Annotated in this window: 13 protein-coding genes; 7 read left to right on the forward strand and 6 right to left on the reverse strand. The window is 74.4% G+C overall.

All coding sequences use genetic code 11. The annotated features are described in order from the left end of the window. Positions 1 to 21 precede the first annotated feature (21 nt). The 6 genes from ACZ4NT_RS31365 to ACZ4NT_RS31390 form a co-directional block, all read right to left on the reverse strand. Positions 22 to 1,902 (reverse strand): acetyl/propionyl/methylcrotonyl-CoA carboxylase subunit alpha, encoded by a 1,881-nt coding sequence (locus ACZ4NT_RS31365; RefSeq protein WP_467728497.1) that lies wholly within the window; start codon positions 1,900 to 1,902, stop codon positions 22 to 24. Positions 1,903 to 1,931: 29 nt separating this feature from the next. Further along, positions 1,932 to 3,530, reverse strand: a complete 1,599-nt coding sequence (locus ACZ4NT_RS31370) for a carboxyl transferase domain-containing protein (protein ID WP_121402286.1) — start codon at positions 3,528 to 3,530, stop codon at positions 1,932 to 1,934. Continuing rightward, on the reverse strand, positions 3,527 to 5,236 hold the full coding sequence (locus ACZ4NT_RS31375; RefSeq protein ID WP_467728498.1) for an acyclic terpene utilization AtuA family protein: 1,710 nt from the start codon (positions 5,234 to 5,236) through the stop codon (positions 3,527 to 3,529). The genes ACZ4NT_RS31370 and ACZ4NT_RS31375 overlap by 4 nt, the downstream gene beginning before the upstream one ends. Beyond that, complete coding sequence (locus ACZ4NT_RS31380) at positions 5,233 to 6,027, reverse strand: TIGR03084 family metal-binding protein (protein WP_121402285.1); 795 nt, start codon at positions 6,025 to 6,027, stop codon at positions 5,233 to 5,235. Before ACZ4NT_RS31380 ends, ACZ4NT_RS31375 begins: the two co-directional genes overlap by 4 nt. A 228-nt stretch (positions 6,028 to 6,255) precedes the next feature. Then, on the reverse strand, positions 6,256 to 7,227 hold the full coding sequence (locus ACZ4NT_RS31385; RefSeq protein WP_121402284.1) for an EamA family transporter: 972 nt from the start codon (positions 7,225 to 7,227) through the stop codon (positions 6,256 to 6,258). A 136-nt stretch (positions 7,228 to 7,363) separates the two neighbouring features. Then, positions 7,364 to 10,372, reverse strand: a complete 3,009-nt coding sequence (locus ACZ4NT_RS31390; protein WP_467728499.1) for an FAD-binding and (Fe-S)-binding domain-containing protein — start codon at positions 10,370 to 10,372, stop codon at positions 7,364 to 7,366. A 228-nt stretch (positions 10,373 to 10,600) separates the two neighbouring features. Between ACZ4NT_RS31390 and ACZ4NT_RS31395 the strand changes: the two genes are divergently transcribed. From ACZ4NT_RS31395 to serC, 7 genes are all read left to right on the forward strand, one after another. Beyond that, positions 10,601 to 12,445, forward strand: a complete 1,845-nt coding sequence (locus tag ACZ4NT_RS31395) for a sensor histidine kinase (RefSeq protein ID WP_467728500.1) — start codon at positions 10,601 to 10,603, stop codon at positions 12,443 to 12,445. Further along, positions 12,442 to 12,849, forward strand: coding sequence for a roadblock/LC7 domain-containing protein (locus ACZ4NT_RS31400; RefSeq protein WP_121402281.1), 408 nt, complete (start codon positions 12,442 to 12,444; stop codon positions 12,847 to 12,849). Before ACZ4NT_RS31395 ends, ACZ4NT_RS31400 begins: the two co-directional genes overlap by 4 nt. Then, positions 12,846 to 13,193, forward strand: coding sequence for a DUF742 domain-containing protein (locus tag ACZ4NT_RS31405; protein WP_121402280.1), 348 nt, complete (start codon positions 12,846 to 12,848; stop codon positions 13,191 to 13,193). The genes ACZ4NT_RS31400 and ACZ4NT_RS31405 overlap by 4 nt, the downstream gene beginning before the upstream one ends. After that, positions 13,174 to 13,830: an ATP/GTP-binding protein gene (locus ACZ4NT_RS31410; protein WP_121402279.1), complete on the forward strand. Its 657-nt coding sequence runs from the start codon at positions 13,174 to 13,176 to the stop codon at positions 13,828 to 13,830. The genes ACZ4NT_RS31405 and ACZ4NT_RS31410 overlap by 20 nt, the downstream gene beginning before the upstream one ends. Next, complete coding sequence (locus ACZ4NT_RS31415; protein ID WP_121402278.1) at positions 13,827 to 15,050, forward strand: cytochrome P450; 1,224 nt, start codon at positions 13,827 to 13,829, stop codon at positions 15,048 to 15,050. The genes ACZ4NT_RS31410 and ACZ4NT_RS31415 overlap by 4 nt, the downstream gene beginning before the upstream one ends. Beyond that, on the forward strand, positions 15,047 to 16,294 hold the full coding sequence (locus ACZ4NT_RS31420; protein ID WP_467728501.1) for a cytochrome P450 family protein: 1,248 nt from the start codon (positions 15,047 to 15,049) through the stop codon (positions 16,292 to 16,294). Before ACZ4NT_RS31415 ends, ACZ4NT_RS31420 begins: the two co-directional genes overlap by 4 nt. 114 nt (positions 16,295 to 16,408) lie before the next feature. Next, positions 16,409 to 17,527 carry a phosphoserine transaminase gene (serC, locus tag ACZ4NT_RS31425; RefSeq protein WP_121402276.1) on the forward strand — a complete coding sequence of 373 codons (1,119 nt, stop codon included), beginning with the start codon at positions 16,409 to 16,411 and terminating at the stop codon, positions 17,525 to 17,527. The last annotated feature ends 90 nt before the right edge of the window (positions 17,528 to 17,617 follow it).

Here is a 17,617-nt window from a genome sequence, read left to right on the forward strand (position 1 = left end):
CTTCGTCGTGGCGGGTCGAACTCACGCGGTGGGGCCGCGTGTTCCGTGCGGCTCCGTGCCCTCGGCCGGCCGGACCACCGCCAGCAGCGAACCCACCGTCACCTGCTCGCCGGGGGCGACGCACAGGTCGGAGAGCGTGCCCGCCGCCGGGGCGGTGATCCGGTGTTCCATCTTCATCGCCTCCAGCCACAGCAGGGGCTGTCCGGCCTCCACGGCGGCTCCCGGGGCCAGGCCCTCGGCCACCCGGACGACGGTCCCGGGCATCGGCGCCAGCAGGGAACCGGGGGTGCGGTCCGCGACCGGGTCGGGGAAGCGGGGCAGCGCGGTCAGGGTGGCGGCGCCGACATGAATCCGGTCGCCGTACCGGCTGACGTCGAACTTCCTTCGTACGCCGTCGATCTCCAGGACGACGAGCCGGGCGTCGGCGTGGACGACGCGGACGCCCTCGGCGGCCAGGCCGTCGCGGGTGTGGTGGTAGCGGACCTCGTGCTCGGTGCCGTCCATCAGGTACCGCTTGGTGTGCGGCCGGGAGGGGAGATTGCGCCAGCCGCCGAAGCGGGAGCGCCCGTGGGCGTCCGCGAGTGCGGCGGCGAGCGGTGCGTACGGGTCCGGGGCCGGCGTGACGAGACCGGCCAGGTGCCGTGCGTAGAACCCGGTGTCCATCCGGCCCCCGGTGAACTCCGGGTGCCGCAGGGACCGTACGAGGAGGTCCCGGTTGGTGACCGGGCCGTGGACGTCCGCCGCCGCCAGGGCGCCGGCGAGCTTGCGGACGGCCTCCGCGCGGGTGGGGGCGTGGGCGACCGCCTTGGCGAGCATCGGGTCGTAGTGGATGCCGATCAGGTCGCCGTCGGAGTAGCCGGTGTCCAGACGGATGCCGTCCGGGACGGCGAGGCGGTGCAGGACACCGGTCTGCGGGGCCCAGTCGCGGGCCGGGTCCTCGGCGTAGAGGCGGGCCTCGACGGCGTGCCCGTGGGCGCGGGGCGGGTCCGCGTCCAGGGCCGCGCCCTCCGCGACCCGGATCTGCAGCGCCACGAGGTCGATGCCGAAGACCGCCTCGGTGACCGGGTGTTCGACCTGGAGGCGGGTGTTCATCTCCAGGAAGTGGGCCCGGCCGCCGGCGACCAGGAACTCGACCGTGCCGGCGCCGGTGTAGTCGACCGCGCGGGCGGCCCGCACCGCCGAAGCCGCCAGCTCCGCACCGAGTTCCGGTGTCAGCCCGGGCGCCGGCGCCTCCTCGATCACCTTCTGATGGCGCCGCTGCAGCGAGCAGTCCCGGGTGCCCAGCGCCCACACCGTGCCGTGGGTGTCGGCCAGGATCTGCACCTCGACGTGCCGGCCGCCCTCCAGGTACGGCTCGACGAACACTTCGCCGTCCCCGAAGGCGCTCAGCGCCTCGGCCCGCGCCGCGGTCAACTCGGCTTCAAGGTCGGCGAGTTCGCGTACGACACGCATGCCGCGGCCGCCGCCGCCCGCCGCCGCCTTGACCAGGACCGGCAGGTCCTCCTCGGTGACCTGCTCCAGGGTGCCGAGCCCCATGAGCTTCTTGGCCCGCGTCTTGGACGCCATCGCCTCGATCGCCTCGGGCGGCGGGCCGATCCACACCAGGCCCGCGTCGGTCACGGCCCGCGCGAAGTCCGCGTTCTCGGAGAGGAAGCCGTATCCGGGGTGCACGGCGTCCGCGCCGGCGTCCAGCGCGGCCTTCACGATCAGCTCACCGCGCAGATAGGTGTCCGCGGGCGCCGCACCCGGCAACCGCACCGCCAGGTCCGCGATGCGGGTGTGCAGAGCATGTTCGTCGGCGTCGGAGTGCACCGCCACGGTCCGGATGCCCAGCTCGCGGCAGGTGCGGAAGACACGGCAGGCGATCTCGCCGCGGTTGGCGACGAGGACTGAAGTGATCACTCGGGGGGACCTCACATCCGTCATGGCCGTCACATCCGGAAGACGCCGAAGCCACCGCGCGCGCCCTCGAAGGGCGCCGTGTGGATCGCGGACAGGCACAGACCGAGCACGGTGCGGGTGTCGCGCGGGTCGATGACCCCGTCGTCGTACAGCCGCCCGGACAGGAACATCGGCAGGGACTCCGACTCGATCTGCTGCTCCACCATGGCGCGCAGCGCCGCGTCTGCCTCGTCGTCGTACGGCTGACCCTTGGCCGCCGCCGACTGCCGGGCGACGATCGACAGGACGCCGGCGAGCTGCTGGGGGCCCATGACGGCGGACTTGGCGCTGGGCCAGGCGAACAGGAAGCGCGGGTCGTACGCCCGGCCGCACATGCCGTAATGGCCGGCCCCGTAGGACGCGCCCATGAGGACCGACAGGTGCGGGACCCGGCTGTTGGAGACCGCGTTGATCATCATCGCGCCGTGCTTGATGATGCCGCCCTGCTCGTACTCCCTGCCGACCATGTAGCCGGTGGTGTTGTGCAGGAACAGCAGCGGGATGTCGCGCTGGTTGGCGAGCTGGATGAACTGGGCGGCCTTCTGGGACTCGGCGCTGAAGAGCACGCCCTGGGCGTTGGCCAGCACCCCGACGGGATAGCCGTGCAGGCGCGCCCAGCCGGTGGTGAGGCTGGTCCCGTAGAGGGGCTTGAACTCGTCGAAGTCGGAGCCGTCGACGATGCGGGCGATGACCTCCCGCGGATCGAAGGGCTGCTTGAGGTCGCCGGGGACGATGCCGAGGAGCTCGTCCGCGTCGTACTTCGGCGGCTCGGCCGCTCCCGGATCGGCGTACGCCTTGCGGTGGTTGAGCCGGGCGACCACCCGCCGGGCCTGCCGCAGCGCGTCCCGCTCGTCGACGGCGAAGTGGTCCGCGAGGCCGGACACGCGCGCGTGCATCTCGGCGCCCCCGAGCGATTCGTCGTCGCTCTCCTCGCCGGTGGCCATCTTCACCAGCGGCGGCCCGCCGAGGAAGACCTTCGCCCGCTCCTTGACCATGATCACGTGGTCGGACATCCCGGGGACGTACGCGCCGCCGGCCGTGGAGTTGCCGAAGACGACCGCGACGGTCGGGATGCCGGCCGCGGAGAGCCGGGTGAGGTCGCGGAAGATGGCGCCCCCGGGGATGAAGATCTCCTTCTGCGACGGCAGGTCGGCACCGCCCGACTCCACGAGGCTGATGCAGGGAAGGCGGTTGGCGAGGGCGATGTCGTTGGCCCGCAGCGCCTTCTTCAGGCTCCACGGGTTGCTGGCCCCGCCGCGCACCGTCGGGTCGTTCGCGGTGATCAGGCACTCCACGCCCTCGACGACCCCGATGCCGGTCACCAGGGAGGCGCCCACCGCGTAGTCGCTGCCCCAGGCGGCCAGCGGCGACAGCTCCAGGAAGGGGGTGTCGGGGTCGAGGAGCAGTTCGATGCGCTCGCGCGCGAGCAGCTTGCCGCGCTTCCTGTGCCGGGCCACGTACTTCTCGCCGCCGCCCGCGAGGGCCTTGGCGTGCTCGGCGTCCAGTTCGGCGAGCCGGGCCAGCATGGCCTCGCGGTTCGCCCGGTGCTCGGGGCTGTTGATGTCCAGGGCGGACGGAACGACCGTCACAGCAGGGCCTCCGGTATGTCCAGGTGGCGGGCGCGCAGCCACTCGCCGAGGCCCTTGGCCTGCGGGTCGAAGCGGGCCTGCGAGGCGACGCCCTCGCCGAGAATCCCCTCGACGACGAAGTTGAGCGCGCGCAGATTCGGCAGCACATGGCGGACGACGGTCAAGGGCGCCGTCTCCGGCAGGAGTGCGCGGAACAGGTCGGCCGTGAGGGTGTGGACGAGCCACGGCCAGGCCTCGTCGGAACGCGCCCACACCCCGACGTTGGCGTTCCCGCCCTTGTCGCCGCTGCGGGCGCCCGCCACGAGGCCGAGCGGGGCGCGGCGGCCCGGGGCACCGGCGGGGGGCGGCTCGGGCAGGGGCGGGGCGGGCGGTGCCTCCAGGGCGCGGGTGTCCCCGGGCGGCGCCACGGGGATCCGGCGTCCGTCGTGGAGGACGGCCACATGGTCCACGGCGCCGTGGGTGACGTACACATCCTCGAAGACGCCATAGGGCGCGCCCTTTCCGGGGGGCGCCACCACATGGAACCCGGGGTAGCTCGCCAGTGCCAGCTCCACGGCCGCCCCACTGAGCGTCCGCCCCACCGCGTCCTGGTCCGCGTCCCGCACGACGAGCCTGAGCAGGGCGCTCGCCGTCTCCTCGGTGGGCGCGTCGGGGCGGTCGGTGCGCGCCAGGTCCCAGCGCACCTCGGCGGGGCGGGACTTGGCGGCGTCGAACGCGGCCTCCATCTGGTCCCGCACGAGCTCCGCCTTCCGCTCGATGTCGAGGCCGGTCAGCACGAAGACGATCTCGTTGCGGAAGCCGCCGAGGCGGTTGAGTCCGACCTTGAGGGTGGGCGGCGGGGCCTCTCCGCGCACGCCGTCGATCCGCACCCGGTCCTCGCCGTCCCGGGTCAGCCGGACGGTGTCGAGGCGGGCGGTGACGTCGGGACCGGCGTACCGGGCGCCGGAGGTCTCGTACAGCAGCTGCGCCGTGACGGTGCCGACGTCCACGACGCCGCCGGTCCCGTCGTGCTTGGTGATGACGGCGCTGCCGTCGGCGTGGAGTTCGGCGAGCGGGAAGCCGGGGTGGCGGAGCCGGCCCGGGTCGTGCTCGGTGAAGAACGCGTAGTTGCCGCCGGTCGCCTGGGTGCCGCACTCCAGGACGTGCCCGGCGACGACGGCGCCCGCGAGCCGGTCGTACTCCTGCGGCCCCCAGCCGAAGTGCGCGACCGCGGGCCCGGTGACGAGCGCCGCGTCGGTCACCCGGCCGGTGACCACGACGTCGGCGCCCTCGCGCAGGCAGGCGGCGATGCCGCCGCCGCCGAGGTAGGCGTGCGCGGCGAGGCTCGCCGGGTGGCTCGCGGCGAGGTCGTCGCCCTCCACGTGGGCCACCCGGACCGGGATGCCGAGCCGTGCGGCCAGTTCCCGGACCGCCCCGGCGAGTCCGGCGGGGTTCAGGCCGCCGGCGTTGGAGACGATCCGGACCCCGCGTTCGTGAGCCAGCCCGAGGCACTCCTCCAGTTGCCGCAGAAAGGTCTTCGCGTAGCCCCGCGAGGGGTCGCGCAGGCGGTCCCGGCCCAGGATGAGCATGGTCAGTTCGGCCAGGTAGTCGCCGGTCAGCACGTCGAGGGGGCCGCCGGTGAGCATCTCGCGCACGGCGTCGAAGCGGTCGCCGTAGAAGCCGGAGGCGTTGCCGATCCGCAGCGGTGCGGCCGGGGCCGCCGTCACCGGGCGCCGTCCCGCCGGGGCCGTCCGGTGCCCGGCGGGCCCGCGAAGGCCTGCGCGATGTCGAGCCACCGGTCGGCGTCCGCACCCTCGGCCCGGACGGCGAGGTCGGCGCGGTGGGCCCGCTGCGTGACCAGCAGGCAGAAGTCGAGGGCGGGTCCGGTGACCCGCTGGGCGGCGTCCGGCGGCCCGTACGTCCACAGGTCCCCGGACGGCGCGGCCACCTCCACCCGGAACTCCTCCTCCGGCGCCCGCAGTCCGTGCGCGCCGAACGCGAAGTCGCGTGCCCGGACGCCGATCCGGACCACGTGGCGCAGCCGGTCCGTGGGGGCGCGGACCACGCCCAGCGCGTCGGCGACGTCCTGCCCGTGCGCCCAGGTCTCCATGAGGCGTCCGGTGGCCATGGACGCGACCGACATGGGCGGTCCGTACCAGGGGAAGCGGGTCCCGGCGGGCGCGGCCCGCAGGGCCTTGTCGAGCGCCGCGCGCCCCTGCCGCCACTCGGCGAGCAGGCGGGCGGGCGGCAGCGCGGCCCCCGTGTCGGCGCCCGCGTCCACGAAGGTGTCGGGCGCCGCCAGTGCCTTCTCCACCTCCGCCGCGAAGGCCGCGGCGTCGGTCACGGCGAGCAGGGCCGAGTGGTCCGTCCAGGCGAGGTGCGCGATCTGATGGGCCACGCTCCAGCCGGCGGCGGGAGTGGCCCGAGCCCACTGCCCCTCGTCCAACTCCCCCACCAGCCGGTCGAGTTCCTCACTCTCCCGGCACAGATCGTCGATCACGGACGACGGATCGGACACGGTTGCGCTCCCCTCGGGGACGACGGCGTGCAGGGAGCATGGCAGCGCCGCCAGAAACAATCAAGCGTGCTTGCATGAATTCATCGGGACCCGAGCGGGCCGACGGGAACCTGGGGGCGCGAGCGGGTCGGCGCGGGCACGACAGCGCGCCGCCGCCCGCCTCCGTGGCGGGGGCGGGCGGCGGCGGGCGGCCGGACTTCCGGCGTCGGCGGCGTGGGGCTGTGGCGGTCAGGACCCCGGACCCTTGGCCGCGCCGCGGCCGATCTGGGTCCGTACGGCGCCCATGCTCGCGGCGATGACCAGGGCGATGGCGAGGGCCTCGAAGGCGGAGAGCGCCTGGTCCAGGACGAGGAAGCCGGCGGTGGCCGCGATCGCCGGTTCGAGACTCATCAGGATCGCGAAGGTGGAGGCGGGCAGCCGGCGCAGCGCGAGCAGTTCGAGGGTGTAGGGCAGGACGGAGGACAGGACGGCGACGGCCGCGCCGAGGGCGACGGTGGTCGGCACCAGCAGCCGGGAGCCGGACTCGGCGATGCCGAGCGGCAGGAAGAGGACGGCGGCCACCACCATGGCGAGCGCCAGCCCGTCGGCCTGCGGGAAGCGGCGTCCGGTGCGCGCGCTGAAGACGATGTACGCGGCCCACATGGCGCCCGCGCCGAGGGCGAAGGCGGCTCCCGCCGGGTCGAGGCTGCTGAAGCCGCCGCCGCCGAGCAGGAAGACGCCGGCGAGGGCGAGACCGGCCCACAGGAGATTCACCGCGCGGCGGGACGCGAACACGGAGAGGGCGAGCGGGCCGAGCACCTCCAGGGTGACGGCGGGGCCGAGCGGGATGCGGGCGATCGACTGGTAGAAGAGCCCGTTCATCGCGGCCATGGTGGCGCCGAAGACGACGACCGTGCCCCAGTCGGCCCGGGAGTGACCGCGTAGGCCGGGCCGGCACACCGCGAGCAGCACGATCGCGGCCACGACGAGCCGCAGGGTCACGACGCCGAGCGCTCCGACGCGCGGCATGAGGCCGACCGCGAGGGCTCCGCCGAACTGCACCGAGATGCCCCCGGCGAGGACCAGCCCCACCGGACCGAGGGCACCCCAGCCCCGGCGGCCCGTCTCGGTCGCGGACCCGGCCGCCGCGGCGAGCGACGGTTCGCTCGCGGTCGCGGCGGCGGCGACCGCGGGGGACCGGTCGGCGCTGGGGAGTGTCACGGGGGCCGTCCAAAGCTTGAGGGTGTTCGTCTATCTCGCTGCACTCTGAAGTCCACAATAGTGGACCACGTCAGGGTTGTGAACCCCTTTTGCAGCTTACGACCTGTCGCGGTGCCCCACCTCCGGGGGCCGCCGCTCAGCGCTCCTCCCGCAGTGCCTGCGCCAGCACCTCCGCCAGATGCCGCCCCTCGCGCCCCGCCAGCTGCTCCAGCTGCGTACGGCAGGAGAAGCCGTCCGCGAGGACCACCGCGTCCCCGGGGGCCGATCGCACCGCGGGCAGCAGCTGCTCCTCCGCACACCCCGCCGACACCTCGTAGTGGCCCCGCTCGAAACCGAAATTGCCGGCCAGGCCGCAGCAGCCGCCCGCGAGGGAGCCGGTCAGGCCCGCCGCCTCGCGCAGCCGCCGCTCCGCCGCGTCACCGAGGACGGCGTGCTGGTGGCAGTGGGTCTGACCGACGGCAGGGCGGTCCACGCGGGGCGGGGTCCAGTGCGGCGCGTGGCGCTCCAGTGCCTGCGCGAACGTGACCACCGAGGCGGCCAGCCGGGCCGCCCGCGGGTCGTCGTGCAGGAGTTCCGGGAGGTCGGTGCGCAGGGCGGCGGCGCAGCTCGGTTCCAGGACCACCACCGGCAGACCGGCGTCCAGGACCGGCTCCATCAGGTCCAGGGTGCGGCGCAGCACCGCGCGGGCCCGGTCCAGCTGGCCGGTGGAGAGGTACGTGAGACCGCAGCAGACGCGTCCTCCGCGGCGCCCCGCGAGGACGCCGGGTCGGACCGGGCCCCGCGTCACCCCGTCCCCGACCGGTGCCGGACGGGGGCGGGTGCGGGGCGGCAGCAGGACGGTCAGTCCGGCCGCCTCCAGGACGCGTACGGCGGACCGGCCCACGGAAGGCGACAGGTGCTCGGTGAAGGTGTCCGGCCACAGCACCACGGTGTCCCGCCCCGCTGCGGGGAAGGGGCCGCGAGCGCCGCGCCGCGGCTCCCGCAGCGAGCGCCGCACCCGCCGCGACCACCACCGGCCGAACGGCTCCACGGCCACCCTCGGCAGCCCCCGCTCGGGCGCGACACCGCCGAGCCGCTTGCCGAGAGCCGCCAACGGCCCTACGCCAGCGAGGGAGTTGACGAGCCGGGCCGAGCGGGTCCGGGCGACGAGTTCCAGCCAGACCGGAAGCCACCCCATCGCGTAGTGCGCTGCGGGCCGCCGGCGCCCCGCGTAGTGGTGGTGGAGGAACTCGGCCTTGTAGGTGGCCATGTCGACCCCGACCGGGCAGTCCGTGCGGCATCCCTTGCAGGACAGGCACAGGTCCAGCGCGTCCCTGACCTCCGTCGAGCGCCAGCCGTCCGTCACGATCTCGCCCGCCAGCATCTCGTGCAGCAGCCGCGCCCGGCCCCGCGTGGAGTGCTCCTCCTCCCCGGTCACCCGGTACGACGGGCACATCACCCCCGGACCGGGCTCGGGCGTGCGGCACTTGGCCACGCCCACGCAGCGCCGTACGGCCGCCGAGAAGTCTCCGCCGTCCGCCGGATAGCCGAACACCACGTCCACCGGCTCGCGCGGCAGCACCGCGAAGCGCAGGTCCGAGTCCAGCGGGCGGGGCCGCACCAGCATCCCCGGGTTGAGCAGACCGTCCGGGTCCCAGACGGTCTTCGCCCGCTCGAACAGCGCGACCATCTCGTCGCCGTACATCCTCGGCAGCATCTCCGCGCGCGCCTGCCCGTCCCCGTGCTCGCCCGAGAGCGAGCCGCCGTGCGACACGACCAGCTCGGCCAGCTCCTCGGAGAAGCGCCGGAAGCGGCCCACCCCGGCGGGCGTCAACAGGTCGAAGTCGATGCGCACATGGATGCAGCCGTCGCCGAAGTGCCCGTACGGCGTGCCGCGCAGACCGTGGGCCGAGAGCAGGCCCCGGAAGTCCCGCAGGTAGGCGCCGAGCCGGGCGGGCGGCACCGCGCAGTCCTCCCAGCCGGGCCAGGCCTCCCCTCCGCCCGGGGCGGAACCGTCGTCCGGCATCCGGGTGGCGGTACCGCTCGCGTCCTCGCGGATGCGCCACAGGGCGCGCTGTCCGGCCGGGTCGGTGACCACGCGGGCGTCCAGGACGTCGGCGGCCCGCACGATCGCGTCGGCACGGGCGCGTGCCTCGCGCGGGTCCGCGCCGCCCGTCTCCACGAACAGCCAGGCCCCGCCCCGGGGCAGACCCGCGTCGGAAGGGACCAGGTCCGCGGCCATGCCCTCCACGGTGAGCGGTCCGTACGGCAGCAGGCCCGCGGCGGCCTCCGCCGCCGCGCTCTCGTCCGGGTACGCCAGGACCGCCAGGGCACGCGCGCGAGGGGGCTCCACCAGGGCGACGACCGCCTCCGTCAGCACGGCCAGCGTGCCCTCGGACCCGCACAGCGAGCGGGCGACGTCCGCGCCCCTCTCGGGGAGCAGGGCGTCCAGCGCGTAACCGGAGATGCGGCGCGGGAGGTCGGGGAAACCCGTGCGCAGCCGCGCCAGTTCGCCCTCCACCAGGGTGCGCAGGCCCGCCGGGGCGCCCGCCCAGTCGCGGCCGGGCCGCAGGGCGTCCCCACGCGCCGTGAGCACCGACAGCTCGCGCACGCTGTCCGCCGTCGTGCCCCAGGCCACGGAGTGCGAGCCGCACGAGTTGTTGCCGATCATCCCGCCGAGCGTGCACCGGCTGTGGGTGGAGGGGTCGGGGCCGAAGCGGAGGCCGTGCGGGGCCGCCGCGGCCTGGAGCCGGTCCAGGACGACTCCCGGCTGGACCACCGCCGTGCGCGACACCGGATCCACCGACAGGATGCGGTTCATGTGACGGGTGAAGTCGAGGACCACGCCGGTGCCGGTCGCCTGCCCGGCGATGGACGTGCCCCCGCCGCGGGGCACGACCGGCACGCCGTGCGCACGGCACACGGACAGGACGGCGGCCACGTCGTCGGCGTCGCGCGGGGAGACGACGCCGAGCGGGACACGGCGGTAGTTCGAGGCGTCCATCGTGGTGAGCGCCCGGGCCGTGGCGTCGAAGGCGACCTCGCCGCGCACCGCCCCGGACAGCGCGGCGCGCAGCTCCCGCCGGTCCGCCGCGTCCCGGTCGCCGGGGCTCCGCCCGCCCCGCCCCGCGAGATCCTCCGTGCCCTGCCGCCCGAGATCCGTCATGTCTCCAGGATGCATCCGGCCACCGCCGGCGGGCGTCCGCGAGCCCGCCCGCGCGTGCCATGGTTCCGGCAAAATGCGGCCGGATTCTGAGACCGAGAACGGAACCTTTCCAATTCGATCACGAACTCTCATATAGTGACCGGCTGTTGGGCATCAGGTGTCGCTTCCCGCGCAGAAACATGACTCTCGCCCAGAACACGACCGAGGCCCCGACCGAGGACACGATTCATGACCGCGCCCCTCCCCCCAGGCGATCGGCCCACCTTCCGCACGGTCGCGCCCGCTCCGCTGCTCACCGCCGCCCTGGCCGCCCTGGCGGTCGCCGGCTCGGTCGCCCTGGCACCCGGCTCCGTACGCGCACCCCTCGCCTGGGGTGCCGGCGCGGCCGCGGTGCTGCTGGTCGCGGCCGTCGCCGTGGCCACCCGCGCCGCCCAGACCTCCAGGGCACTGCGGCGCCGGCTCGACGCCGTGACGGCGGACGCCGGCCGGCTCCTCCAGGAACGGGCCCGGCAGGCCGAGGAGTTCGCGCACGAACGCGGACGCCTGGCGGGCGAGCTCGCCCAGGACCGCGCCCGGCTCGCCGAGGAGGCGGCCCGCGAACGGGTGCGCCTCACCGAGGAGTTCGCGCAGGATCGGGCCCGGCTCACCGACGAGGCCGCCCGGGAGCGGCAGCGGCTCACCGAGGACCGCGCCCGGCTCGCCGACGAGAACGCCCGGCTGACCGAGCGCGCCCGGCAGGCCGAGAGCGCCCGGGACGCCGCCGTCTCCGCCACCGCCAACGCGGCCGGCCGGATGCAGGCCCTGGCCACCGGCATGCTCGCCGACCTCCGCGCGATGGAGGAGCGGCACTCCGACGAGGAGGTCCTCACCGACCTCCTGCACCTCGACCACCGCACCGCCCAGGCGGGCCGTCTCGCCGACTCCGTGGCGGTGCTCGCCGGTGCCCGCTCCGGACGCCGCTGGGCCCGCCCCATCGTCATGGAGTCGATCCTGCGCGGCGCGATGGGCCGTATCAGCGGCTACCAGCGCGTCCGGGTCCACTCGGCCAGCGAGGCCGCCGTATCCGGGCACGCCGCCGAGGGCGTGATGCACGCGCTCGCCGAACTCCTCGACAACGCGGCCAACTTCTCGCCGCCGACCGCCGAGGTGCACGTCTACGTCGAAGAGGTGCCGGCCGGCGTCATCGTCTCCGTCGAGGACAGCGGCCTGGTGATGGGCGACGTCCAGCTGCGCCGCGCCGAGAACGCGGTGTCCGGCGAGGTCGCCGGGCTCGGCGGACTCACCGGCACCCGGCTCGGACTCGCCGTGGTCGGCAGGCTGGCCCGCAAGCACGGTCTCAAGGTGTCCTTCCGGCCGTCCGCGCGCGGTGGCACCGGCGTCCTGGTGCTCATCCCCCAGGAACTCCTGACGCCGCCCGCCACCCCGCGGCCCGCCGCGGCCGAGCCCGCCGCGATCTCCGCATCCGCCGTGCCGGGCACACCCGAGGCACCGGCCGCCCCGGTGCGGGCGGACGCCCCGGCGGCCGCCTCCGGGCACGCCCCGGCCGAGCCGGCCGCGGCCCGCCCCGCGGTGTCCTACGCCGCCGCCCGAGCCACCGGCGACCTCGACCCGGACCCGCTGCCGACCCACGAGTCGCCCGCCCGTGCCGGACAGGAGGCCGGACCGAGCGCCACCGGCGGCCTGCCCAAGCGCCGCCGGGGCCGCACCCTCGCGGCCGCCGAGCGCCGCGCCCGCGGTGCGGGCGCCCCGGCCGGAGCCGACCGCGAGGCCCCCTCCGCCGACGACACCAGGGCCCGGGTCGCCCGCTTCGGCAGCTTCCGCCAGGCCGTACGCGGCACGGTGCCCGGCCAGGACGGCGGTGCCGAGGACGGCGGGCGCACCCTGAGCACGGCCACCGGCCTCCCCGCGCAGGCCGCCCCGGCCCCCCACGGGGACGCGGGCCGGCCCCCGGCCGATCGCACCACCGCCCCCGACGAGGCCGTACGGGAGACCGTGCCCGAGTCGGCCGAGACCCCCGCAGATCCCTCGCACGCGCACTCCCCCTCGCACCCGGAAGGCGACACCACTCCATGACCGGCACCACCACCGCCGACGAGAAGCTCACCTGGCTCATCGAGGGCCTGCTGGAGCGCACCCCGGGAGCCCGGCACGCACTCGTGCTCTCCCGCGACGGCCTGAAGCTGTGCCGTACGCCGGAGCTCTCCGTCGACCAGGCCGACCAGCTCGCCGCGATCGCCGCCGGCATCCAGTCCCTGTCCCACGGGGCCTCCGTCGAGTTCGGCGACGGCAGCGGAGGCGTGCGCTCGGCCATGGCCGAGTTCTACGGCGGCGTCCTGTTCATCGTCGAGGCGGGCGAGGGCGCGCACCTCGCCGTCGTCACCGGCGAGGACGCGGACGCCGGCCTGGTCGGGCACAACATGAGCGAACTCGTGGAGCAACTCGGCGAACACCTGAGCGCGCAGCCGCGTACGTCATGAGCCGCCCCGGCAGGGACGACGCCCCCGACCGGCTCTACACCCTCACCGGAGGGCGTACCCGGTCCGGGCCCGACACCCCGTTCGACCTGGTGACGCTGGTGGTCGCCGAGTGCGATCCGGTCACGGGGATGCAGTCCGAGCACGCCGCGATCCTGCGGCTGACCGAGCGGCCCACCGCGGTCGTGGAGGTCGCCGCCGAACTGCGGCTGCCGGTGAGCATCACCCGGATCCTGCTCTCCGACCTCCTCGCCGCGGGCCGCATCAGCGCCCGCCACCCGCAGCAGGCCGCTCTTCCCGATCCCGACATCCTGGAGCAGGTGCTCGTTGGACTCCGTAACCTCTGACGCGCGGACCCCCCTGGGGGCCACCGCCGACAACGGCCTGAAGATCGTGGTCGTGGGCGGCTTCGGCGTCGGCAAGACGACCCTGGTCCGCTCGGTCAGCGAGATCCGTCCCCTCAACACCGAGGAGACGATGACGCAGGCCGGCGAGGCCGTCGACGACATCAGCGAGGTGCGCGGCAAGACCGCCACCACCGTCGCGTTCGACTTCGGCCGGATCACCCTGGACGAGCACAACGTCCTCTACCTCTTCGGCGCGCCGGGGCAGGAGCGGTTCTGGTTCCTCTGGGACCGGCTGTTCTCCGGCACCCTCGGCGCCGTCGTCCTCGTCGACACCCGCCGCATCGACGACTCCTGGTACGCCATCGACCGCCTGGAGCACCACGGCACGCCGTTCATCGTCGCCTGCAACGACTTCGGCGGGCCCGCCCACACCCCGGGCCAGATCCGCGAGGCCCTCGACCTCGACCCGCACGTTCCCCTGCTGGACTGCGACGCCCGCTCCCGGGCGTCCAGCAAGCAGGTGCTGATCACCCTCGTCGAGCACATCCAGACCCTGTACGCGGCCCGGCCGGCCGGCGGCGGCACCGCCACCGCAGCGTCCGGCGACGCCTTCCCTTCCCCGGAGTTGGCCCTGTGACCTCCGCCCCCGTGCCCCTGAGCGGGCCCAGGTTCCAGACCGATCCCGCGGCGCTGTACCGGGAGATGCGCCGCGAACACGGCGCCGTGACGCCCGTGGTCCTGGACGGCGACATCCCGGCCTGGCTGGTCCTCGGCTACCGGGAGCTGCACCAGGTCACCGGCGACCCGGCGCTGTTCAGCCGCGACTCGGAGCTGTGGAACCAGTGGGACCGCATCCCCGACGACTGGCCGCTGCTGCCGATGATCGGCCGCAAGCAGCCCTCGATCCTCTACACCGTCGGCGAGCGCCACCGCGAACGCGCGGCGATGATCAGCAACGCCCTCGAAGGCGTCGACCCCTTCGAACTGCGCGGCCACGCCGAGAAGTTCGCCGACGAGCTGATCGACGCGGTCTGCGCCAAGGGCGAGACGGACATCGTCGCGGACTACGCCGCGCTGCTGCCCGTCCGCGTGCTGGCCCGGCTGTACGGCTTCTCCGACGCGGAGGGGCCGGGCCTGGTCACCGCCCTGAACGACATGATCAACGGGCGCGAGGGGGCGCTGGCGGGCCAGCAGCACCTCGCCTCCTCCATGGCCCGGCTGCTCGCCGAGCGCAAGGCCGAGCCCGCGCACGACGTGGTCTCCCGCATGCTCGCGGACCCATCCGGGTTCACGGACGAGGAGATCATGCAGGACCTGATGGTCATGATGGCCGCCGGCCACCAGCCGACCGCGGACTGGATCGGCAACTCGCTGCGCCTGATGCTGACGGACGCGCGCTTCGCGGCCTCGCTGTTCGGCGGGCGCAACAGCGTCGCCGAGGCCATGAACGAGGTCCTGTGGGAGGACACCCCCACCCAGAACGTGGCGGGCCGCTGGGCGGCCCGCGACACCCAGCTCGGCGGCCGCCGCGTCCGGGCCGGCGACCTGCTGCTGCTCGGTCTCCAAGGGGCCAACTCCGACCCGCAGGTCCGCACCGACGGCTCCGCCCTGACCGGCGGCAACAACGCCCACTTCTCCTTCGGCCACGGCGAGCACCGGTGCCCGTTCCCGGCCCAGGAGGTGGCCGAGGTCATCGCGCGGACCGGCATCGAGGTCGTCCTGGACCGGCTGCCGGACATCGACCTCGCCGTTCCCGCGGACTCCCTCTCGCGCCGCCCGTCGCCCTGGCTGCGCGGGCTCACCGAGCTCCCTGTGCGGTTCACCCCGACCCCGGCCCTTGGAGGCACGCCCGCATGACCACCCAGACGAGTCCCGCCGACGCCGCGACCACGCGTATCGCGCTCGACCCCTTCGTCACCGACCTCGACGGCGAGAGCACCCGGCTGCGCGCGGCGGGACCGCTGGCCGCCGTGGAGCTGCCCGGCGGCGTCCCGGTGTGGGCCGTCACCCATCACGCCGAGGCCCGCGCCCTGCTCACGGACCCCCGGCTGGTGAAGGACATCAACGTCTGGGGTGCCTGGCAGCGCGGCGAGATAGCCCCGGACTGGCCGCTGATCGGGCTCGCCAACCCCGGCCGCTCCATGCTCACCGTGGACGGCGCCGACCACCGGCGGATGCGCACGCTCGTCGCGCAGGCGCTGACGCCCCGCCGCGTGGAGCGGATGCGCGAGCGGATCGCCGAGCTGACGGAGGGTCTCCTCGACGGGCTGTCCCGCACCGGGGACGACGTCGTCGACCTGAAGGCCGCCTTCGCCTACCCGCTGCCCATGTACGTCGTCGCCGACCTGATGGGCATCGACGAGGCGAAGCTGCCCCGGCTCAAGGTGCTGTTCGAGAAGTTCTTCTCCACGCAGACCCCGCCGGCGGAGGTCATCGCCACGCTCACCGAGCTGGCCGGGATGATGGCGGAGACGGTCGCGGCGAAGCGGGCGGCGCCCGGCGACGACCTGACCAGCGCGCTGATCCTCGCCTCCGAGGACGGGGACCACCTCACCGACGAGGAGATCGTCTCCACCCTGCAGCTGATGGTCGCCGCGGGGCACGAGACGACCATCTCGCTGATCGTCAACGCCGTGGTGAACCTCTCCACCCACCCGGAGCAGCGCGCGCTCGTCCTGTCCGGCGAGGCCGACTGGTCGGCGGTCGTCGAGGAGACCCTGCGGCACTCGACCCCCACTTCGCACGTCCTGATCCGCTTCGCCACGGAGGACGTCCCCGTCGGGGACAAGGTCATTCCGGCCGGGGACGCGCTGATCGTGTCGTACGGCGCCATCGGGCGGGACGAGAAGGCGCACGGGCCCACGGCCGGCGAGTTCGACATCACCCGCACGTCCGCGAACCGGCACATCTCCTTCGGCCACGGGCCGCACGTGTGCCCCGGCGCCGCGCTCTCCCGCCTGGAGGCGGGGGTCGCCCTGCCCGCCCTCTACGAGCGCTTCCCGGACCTCGACCTCGCGGTCCCCGCCGGCGACCTCCGCAACAAGCCGGTGGTCACCCAGAACGACCTCTTCGAACTGCCGGTGCGGCTGCGCGCGCACTGACACCTCGGACACCCGGCCGGGCCGAAGGGACCTCCCCGGTCCCGCGGCCCGGCCCCCGTCTCACCCGACGGACGACGTTTCACCCCGGTTTCGGGAAACGGCTAGGCTCCCGTCGTGGCTGAGATCCAGATTCCCTCCGACATCAAGCCCGCTGACGGACGTTTCGGCGCGGGTCCCTCCAAGGTGCGGACAGAGGCGCTGGACGCCCTGGCCGCCACCGGCACCTCACTGCTGGGCACCTCCCACCGCCAGGCTCCGGTCAAGAACCTGGTCGGCAAGGTCCGCGAGGGCGTGAGCGAGCTGTTCTCGCTGCCCGAGGGCTACGAGGTCGTCCTCGGCAACGGCGGCTCCACCGCGTTCTGGGACGTCGCGACCCACGGCCTGATCGAGAACAAGTCGCAGCACCTGACCTTCGGCGAGTTCTCGTCGAAGTTCGCGAAGGCGTCGAAGCTCGCCCCCTGGCTGGCCGAGCCCACCGTGATCAGCAGCGACCCCGGCACGCACCCCGAGCCGGCCGCCGAGGCGGGCGTGGACGTCTACGCGTTCACCCACAACGAGACCTCCACCGGTGTCGCGGCCCCGATCAAGCGGGTCGCCGGCGCCGACGAGGGCTCCCTGGTCCTCGTGGACGCGACGAGCGGCGCCGGCGGCCTCCCCGTCGACATCGCCGAGACCGACGTCTACTACTTCGCCCCGCAGAAGTCCTTCGCCTCCGACGGCGGCCTGTGGATCGGCGTCTTCTCCCCCGCCGCGATCGAGCGCGCCGAGCGCATCCACGCGAGCGGACGGCACGTGCCGGAGTTCTTCTCGCTGCCCACCGCGATCGACAACTCCCGCAAGAACCAGACGTACAACACCCCGGCGCTGGCCACCCTGTTCCTGCTCAACGAGCAGCTGGAGTGGATCAACGGCCAGGGCGGCCTCGACTGGTCGACGGCCCGTACGAAGGACTCCTCCAGCCGGCTGTACGGCTGGGCCGACGACTCCAAGTACGCCACCCCGTTCGTCACCGACCCGGCCAGGCGCTCGCAGGTCATCGGAACGATCGACTTCGCGGACGAGGTGGACGCCTCCGCCGTCGCCAAGGTGCTGCGCGCCAACGGCATCGTGGACACCGAGCCCTACCGCAAGCTGGGCCGCAACCAGCTCCGTGTCGCCATGTTCCCGGCGATCGACCCGGCGGACGTCGAGGCGCTGACCAAGTGCATCGACTACGTCATCGAGAAGCTCTGACCTCCGCGTGACGACGACGAGGGGCGCCCGGCATCCGCCGGGCGCCCCTCGTCGTAGACCCATAGATATTGATCACGAGAACGCCCGCCA

The sequence above is a fragment of the Streptomyces sp. NPDC026417 genome (assembly GCF_055567695.1).

Coding starts and splice junctions, on each gene's coding strand:
- ACZ4NT_RS31400 (WP_121402281.1), top strand. CDS start 12,442: ATGACCGGCACCACCACCGCCGACGAGAAGCTCACCTGGCTCATCGAG.
- ACZ4NT_RS31420 (WP_467728501.1), top strand. CDS start 15,047: ATGACCACCCAGACGAGTCCCGCCGACGCCGCGACCACGCGTATCGCG.
- ACZ4NT_RS31395 (WP_467728500.1), top strand. CDS start 10,601: ATGACCGCGCCCCTCCCCCCAGGCGATCGGCCCACCTTCCGCACGGTC.
- ACZ4NT_RS31405 (WP_121402280.1), top strand. CDS start 12,846: ATGAGCCGCCCCGGCAGGGACGACGCCCCCGACCGGCTCTACACCCTC.
- ACZ4NT_RS31390 (WP_467728499.1), bottom strand. CDS start 10,372: ATGACGGATCTCGGGCGGCAGGGCACGGAGGATCTCGCGGGGCGGGGC.